The sequence below is a fragment of the Mongoliibacter sp. genome (genome assembly GCF_007692705.1).
In the GTDB taxonomy this organism is placed as follows: domain Bacteria; phylum Bacteroidota; class Bacteroidia; order Cytophagales; family Cyclobacteriaceae; genus Mongoliibacter.
On the sequence record NZ_REBN01000116.1, the window covers coordinates 50592 to 57849 of the forward strand.

The 7258-nt window shown below is 39.9% G+C and carries 4 protein-coding genes; 1 reads left to right on the top strand and 3 read right to left on the bottom strand.

Annotation, left to right across the window (positions count from 1 at the left end):
- Nucleotides 1-64 precede the first annotated feature (64 nt).
- Complete coding sequence (locus EA341_RS05295) at nt 65-1411, top strand: hypothetical protein (protein ID WP_293011984.1); 1347 nt, start codon at nt 65-67, stop codon at nt 1409-1411.
- Between the two features lie 149 nt (nt 1412-1560).
- Here the strand turns inward: EA341_RS05295 and EA341_RS05300 are convergent, their stop codons facing one another.
- From EA341_RS05300 to EA341_RS05310, 3 genes are all read right to left on the bottom strand, one after another.
- Nucleotides 1561-2640 (bottom strand): 3-oxoacyl-ACP synthase III family protein, encoded by a 1080-nt coding sequence (locus EA341_RS05300; RefSeq protein WP_293011985.1) that lies wholly within the window; start codon nt 2638-2640, stop codon nt 1561-1563.
- Nucleotides 2641-2837: 197 nt separating this feature from the next.
- Nucleotides 2838-6077, bottom strand: a complete 3240-nt coding sequence (locus EA341_RS05305) for a S41 family peptidase (protein WP_293011987.1) — start codon at nt 6075-6077, stop codon at nt 2838-2840.
- A gap of 53 nt (nt 6078-6130) precedes the next feature.
- Nucleotides 6131-7258: NRAMP family divalent metal transporter (locus tag EA341_RS05310; protein WP_293011989.1), on the bottom strand; the 1128-nt coding region annotated here is incomplete at its 5' end.

Consider the following 7258-nt stretch of genomic DNA (forward strand, 5'->3'; position numbering starts at 1 on the left):
GTAACAAGACTCAAGGGTATTGGATATGGGTTTGATATTATTTTCAACCTAATCAGTACCTTTTATGAAAAATCCAACAAAATCCGGATTGAGACAGTTTTCGAGCTCAACAAAGCTTCACGAAAAGACTGTCATTTCAAGTGAAATAATTCCTGCTTTACTTTTCTCTCGTATTGGAAATAAGACATTTCTTATTTTCCTAGTAGGCACAATGCTTTTCTTAAGTTCATGTGATAAGGAAGAATCTACAGCACCTAATACCAATGATCCGGAACCAACGGGGAATATTCTGGTCAAAATCAGCACTTTGGGCGCAGATGATGATCCGGATGGATATACTTTAAAGGTAGAAGGCTCTGCAGAACTAAATACTGATGCAAACGGGGAGTATACCATTCCAAATAAAAGAGTTGGGCTATACAATGTAGAGTTGACAAATATTTCATCTCACTGTACGGGAAATGGAAATATGCTCAAAGAGGTGACTGTCGCAGCTGATGGAACAACATCCGTAGAATTTGAAGTCAGCTGCAAAGCCATATTGAGAGATAGAATTGTATATTCAAAAGGATTGGACAATTTCACAGAGTTTAAATTTCATACCTCAAAATTGGATGGGACAAATGAAAAATTACTTCTGGATAAAGTAATCAGCTTTCCGAACTCTATTAGAATTTCTCCTGATGGAACAAAACTCATCTTTCACGATAGAATCGAGGAAAATAATTCTGTTCAGCTTTTCCTTATGGATGCAAATGGTGATAATTTGGAAATGATTCCTTTTGAACAAAACACAAACGTTGGGTTTATGAATCAATTTAATCCGGTTTGGCACCCTGACAGCAAGAAAATTACATTCAGAAGTGGGAATAAAGTAGTTACCTATGATCTTGAAACTGCGGCAAGAGTTGAACTTGAATTAGATAATGGGGAATCATTTTCGGTAAACGAGATTCTTGACAACGGTAATAAATTTTTGGGTATATATTTCATTAATGAGGTAGGGGAGCCTGCCAAGCGTTCTATAGCAACAATGAACTCAAATGGCGGTGATATTAAAATTCTTAAAGAAACCACCGATTATTCCTTCCTTGCACCTAGGGTTGTAAATGGCAACACGATAGTTTATATGCAAAGATTCAATGCCCCAGGCTTTTTCCTTGAACCTTGGATGATGAATCTAGATGGAACTGATGATATCCAAATCAAGAATAAACTTGGGTTTTCCGAAACTGATTTGCCTCAGTCTTTTACACTTTCCCCTGATAAAACTGAAATGATATTTTATATCGCTAATGGGTTCAATTTTTACTTTGGAAAAACAAAAATCAACGGCAATATCCAGCCTATAAATTTTGAAAACCGAGCACTTAGAATTCACCCAGATTGGTCAGCCGTAACAAGAAAATAATTTATCGGACTTGAAGGCATTGATTGAGGCGTAGTTAAAAGCTACGCCTCATCTTTATGAACTTTTATAAGTGTCGATCAAATCAAAATTCTTATGTTGCCTTTAAAATTCAATGCTAAAAGTAACAGGCTATCTTCAACTAGCTTTGTTTAAGGCACCAAATACACAAATGCATTGACATTCATTCCTGCTCCGACTGATGCAAATACCAAATGGTCACCAGAATTGATCTGATGTCCATTCAACTCGTTTCTTACAATCATATCATATAAAATGGGAACTGTAGCCACGGAATTATTTCCAAGCTTGGAAATAGTCATGGGCATAATTTCATGTGAATTTACCCCATTGGCCCCTGCCAACTTAAAAACACGCTGAATGATGGCTTCATCCATTTTGGCATTGGCCTGATGGATCAATACTTTTTTGATTTTTCCAAAGGGCACGCCGGATTTTGCTATGGTATCCACTACAAGTTGAGGTACAGTATTTAAAGCATACTCATATAACTTTCTACCATTCATCTTCATAAAGAGGGTATTGTCTTCAAATTCAGGATGATATGAGATACCCATTTTTAAATAATGTGCTTCCGAAAAAGTATCTGATCGTGTTTTATGTGCTAGGTTTCCAATAGGTTTTTCTGAATTTTCAGCTTCTACCACCACCGCACCAGCACCGTCTGAATAGATCATACTGTCTATATCGTGCGGGTCAGAAATTCTTGAAAGACTCTCAGCGCCTATTACCAATATACTTTTAGCATCTCCAGATTTGATATAATAATCTGCCTGAATAACTCCCTGAACCCATCCCGGACAACCAAAAGGTAAATCATATGCTACACAGTAGGGGTTTTTTATTTTAAGTAAATGTTTGATTCTTGAGGCCAATGAAGGTACAAGATCAGATTTTTTATTGTCGTGAAGAATATCTCCAAAGTTGTGTGCACAAATGATATAGTCAAGTTTTTCAGGATCTATACCTGATGCTTTAATAGCCTGCTCTGCAGCAAAAAAACCCATATCAGAAGTATTGTACTCTTTACTTAAATATCGTCTCTCCTGTATATCTGTGATTTCCTGTAGCTTATTGACAATATCTTCATTTGATTTTGGCAAATCTTCCCCTTTTTCATTTACAAAGTGATTTTTCAGAAAATCTTGATTTTTGACTACTATTTCAGGAATATACTTTCCCGATCCTGTGATAACAGAAAATACGCTCATAGATCTTGACTTGGTGATTAGACTTTAGATTTGAAAAGTAATGAATAATATTCAATCATTTGAGATAACAATTGAAAAAATAGCAACTAATTCAGGGATTTTTACCGTCCAAACGAAATTGATACCAATTAGATGCTTAAAATCATAAAAAAAGAAAGAAGGCGGCAAGGTATTTTCCGCCTTCTTTAGTTTCTGATTCAGTCTTTCTTTTCAGGCCTGAAATATCTAATAGGTGCCTCAGGTTCAGATTTTAACTCCACCCCTTGGGTTTCCAGTAAGCGAAGAGCCTCCTGAACTGACTTTTCAAGTTGAGGATCTTGGCCTTCTATCACCAATTTTGGCAATTGTTCTATTTCAATATCCGGTGCGACACCTACGCCTTCCACAGCCCATTCTCCATCAACATCAAAGAACCCACCTCTGGGAGCTACCATTCGGCCACCATCAATAAATGATGGTGTATCCCAGGTTCCTACCAATCCACCCCATGTTTGGGTTCCGATCAATGGTCCAATTTCCATCTTGCTAAAGAGGTAGGGGAGAAGATCTCCGCCGGATCCTGCCCGCTCGTTGATCAACATGACTTTAGGCCCCCAAATACCTGCCATCGGTGTGGTGAAAGGTCTTCGGTCACTTGCCCTGGAATTAAAATATCCGTGCAGCTCTCTTGCCATAATGTCGACCATATAATCAGCAGCAGATCCTCCTCCATTATTTCTTTCATCTATAACAGCCCCCTTTTTGTCCTGTTGGGCAAAATAATAGCGGTTGAAATAAGTGTATCCAGGCTGACTTGTATTGGGAACATATACATATGCCAATTTGCCCTCTGACAACTCGTCTACTTTTCTACGGTTACCTTCCACCCAATCCATCATCCTCAGGCCGTTTTCATTGGCAATAGGAACTACGGTAAGCAATTTCGAACCTTGCAATTCAGGCTTGTCATTGATGCGGAGTCGGATTTGTTTGTCTACTGTATTTTCAAAAAACTTATAAAGATTATCATCGGAATTTACTGCTACACCATTGACTTCCAAAATATAATCTCCCTCTTTAACCTCCAGTCCCGGCATTGCCAAAGGTGCTTTGATGGTAGGGTTCCAGCTTTCTCCATTATAGATTTTCGAGATTCTGTACCTACCATTATCTTGGATATAATCCGCTCCCAAAAGACCAATGGGAACCGTTTTGATGGCAGGGAAGTCACCACCGGAGGTATAGCTATGTCCTACGGCTACTTCCCCACCCAAAATATCTATAACATAATTCATATCCGTCCGATGCTTGACATGGTCTACCCACGGAAGGTACCATTCGTAAATTTCGTCCCAAGGAGCCCCGTGTACATTGTCCACATACAAAAAGTCCCTTTGATAACGCCATCCTTCACGATAAATCTGCTTCCATTCCGCTTGCGGATCCACTTTAATCTTGAAACCTGAAAGGGCTTTCAAGGCACCGTCGCCAGTTTTCTTTGTACCTCCTTCTGTCTCTACAATTCCCCAATTCCCCTTTGCTTGATAAAGCATTGATTTGCGGTCATGAGAGACTGCCGCCGTACTGATTCCTTCTAGGAATACCTCTGATTTTTGATCCTTGAAATTGTATCGATGAAGCTTCAGACCGGATTCGTTGGGTACACTTTCTGCATAAAAAACATGGGCTTCAGGACCGGAATATAAGGCTGTATAATTTCTTGCCGTAATGTCAACTGGGATAATTCTTTGACTTAAACCCTCCTCATCGATTTGGACCTGAACTTTTTTGTCATCCTTTTTATCTCCATTTTTCTCCTCCTTTTCTACTTCTTCATCACTTTCCGGAAGGAAAGGTGATTTACCTTTTTTGCTTAAGACCACTGCATATAGACTCCTGTTGATGGGCCTATCATACGAACTCATGTCCAGCCAACCTGTATTCAGGCCAAAATCTGTGCTGGCCAAAAAATAAAGGTATTCGCCTTTGCTATCCCAAATTGGAGAGATTACATCAGCCATGCCATCAGTTACCTGTATTTTCTTATTGCTCTCTACATGGTGCAAAAAGATCGCTTTGAATTGATTGTCCAAGAGTCTTGAATAGGCTATCCATTTTCCATCAGGAGACCATTCAGGATTGAGTGAACGGTTGGGGTGCGCAAAGCGATCCGTATCCAAAATTCTGGAATCTCCGCTACTGACATTGACCAACCACAAATTGTAGTCTGTATCTGTAAATGAAATGTATTTTCCATCAGCGGACCAGGCAGGCTTGAAATAAAATGACTTATTGGGAAGTTTGATTTCCTTGGCTGCTTTGAGCCCTTCCTGATCACTGATCATCAGCTGATATTCACCTGAAATATCCGAAAACCAAGCTATTTGTTGTCCATCAGGAGACCATACAGGTGCTCTTTCGGCAGCATTGGAACTGTTTGTCAGGTTTCGGGCATTGCCTTTTTCCTTCGGTACGGTAACAACTTCTCCTCTGTACTCGAAAAGTGCTCTTTGGCCAGTAGGTGATAGGGAAGCATTTAAAAGTCCATTTGACTTGACCTCCACCCAACGTTCCCTTGCCCAATGAAAGTCACCTTTGACATAAATTTCAAGTTGCTTGCTTTCTCCAGTAACTGGGTTTAACAAGTGAAGGAATCCTCCTTGTTCATAAACGATTTCTTCACCGTTGGAATCCAGATTTTTAACATCAAAATCTGTATGGAATGTTTCTTGTTTCAGCTCCTCTGAACCGGGATGATAAGACCAGATGTTACTGGCAAAATCGAGTTCTGAAAGGAAAAACACCTTATCTCCATGCCAAATAGGTTGTGTATGTCTTTCATTGTCAGATCTTGGGGTCATTTTAAGGGAATAATCCTCCATATCCACAATCCATATTGGCTTGGCTTGTCCACCCCTGTAATTTCTCCATTCTGGATCCCAGAATGCAATCTGTTGATAAGCAATATACTTTGAGTCACCGGAGATTCTGCCATTGACTGCTCTTGGAATAGGGAGGGCTTCCTCCATGCCACCTTCCAGAGAAATTTTATAAAATCTTGATTCTTTGGTAGGAACATTTTCTCTTCCTGAAGTGAAAAGAATATGCTTTCCATCCGGGGCCCAACCGGAAACCAAATCAGGCCCAGGATGCCAAGTAAGCCTCCTTGGTTCTCCTCCTTCCACAGGTATGACGTAAACATCCGTATTTCCATCATATTGGGCAGTGAAAGCAATGTGTTTTCCGTCAGGGGAAAAATGAGGCAATTGTTCCATTCCTTCATTGGTGGTTAAACGGATGGCATCACCTCCATTTTTATCTACACGCCACAGATCATTGGCATGGACAAAAACGATATACTGATCCGATATACTGGGTTCTCTGAGTAATTGCGTGCCTTGCCCGAAAACTAAAGGACAATACATGAAAATTAGTAACAGCTGTAAAATCGATTTCATAGGGTTTATATTTATTTAAAGAGTAAATTAATCAATTTCTTATTTATTAATTCTTAAATCCAGCCCATTACTTTTGCCACGCTCATAGCTCCTAATACCAAAGTGATTAGCCAAACTGCAAAACCGAGTAGATTGATAATTAAAGTATTGCTTTGCTTTTCCATAAGGGAGGATTTATTGGCCAGCCAAAGAATATATGCACTCAACAAGGGAAGCAACAAACCGTTGGCAAATTGGGCCAGGTTGATCAGCTGTACAGGCTTGATTCCAAAAGATGCGAAGAGCAGTCCTAAGCCCAATATTCCACTTATGCTCCAGCGCATGGGTGATTTACCTAAATCTCCTGACCAACCAAAAATTCCAGTTACCACAAATGCGCCCGCCAAAGGTGCTGTGATGGCCGAAGTAATGCCTGCAGCAAACAATCCAAACCCTATAAAGTATTTGGCAAATGTTCCCAGTAATGGCTCTATACCTATCGCCAGTTCAAGGGCTGAATTGATTTCCTTAACACCACTTCCTGCTGCGGTGATTACTATAGCCATGGAAACCAATCCTCCCAAAACAACAGAAACTATTGTATCAACTCTTACTGCTCTTAAATCTTGTATTTTTTGCCATTTTTCACCCACTAGGGATGAGTGTAAAAACAAATTATATGGCACCACTGTAGTCCCTATCAAAGCCACGATTTGGAGTATATTGCTTTGATCAATATTTGGTTTGAACCCTTGGAATATTGCAATAAAAGAAGGACGGACCATTATTGCATTGATAAGAAAGGCCAGACTCATCAAAATCACCAAAGCTGTTAAAATTTTTGTAATTCTTTGATAGGAACCTGTCATCAATAAGAACCAAGCAGCAGCTCCAATCAGCAAGTTCATCAGGTTAACCTGTAGCTTGCCAAATTCAATGATTGGCACCTGAAAAAAGAGTTCCATGCCCATGACTCCACCGCTTATATTGCCTGCCTCATAAGCTGCATTTCCCATGACAATAGCGGTCAATATCAATAGCAGGGAAAAATACCGGAAAAAGCCCTTTCCCAAAGATGTCGAAATCACATTAGCCAAACCACTTTGGGTAACCAAACCAATCCTGGCAGCCATTTCCTGAAGGGATACCGTTGCGATGATGGAAAGTCCCAATGCCCAAAGGAGATCTAAACCGAAATTCAC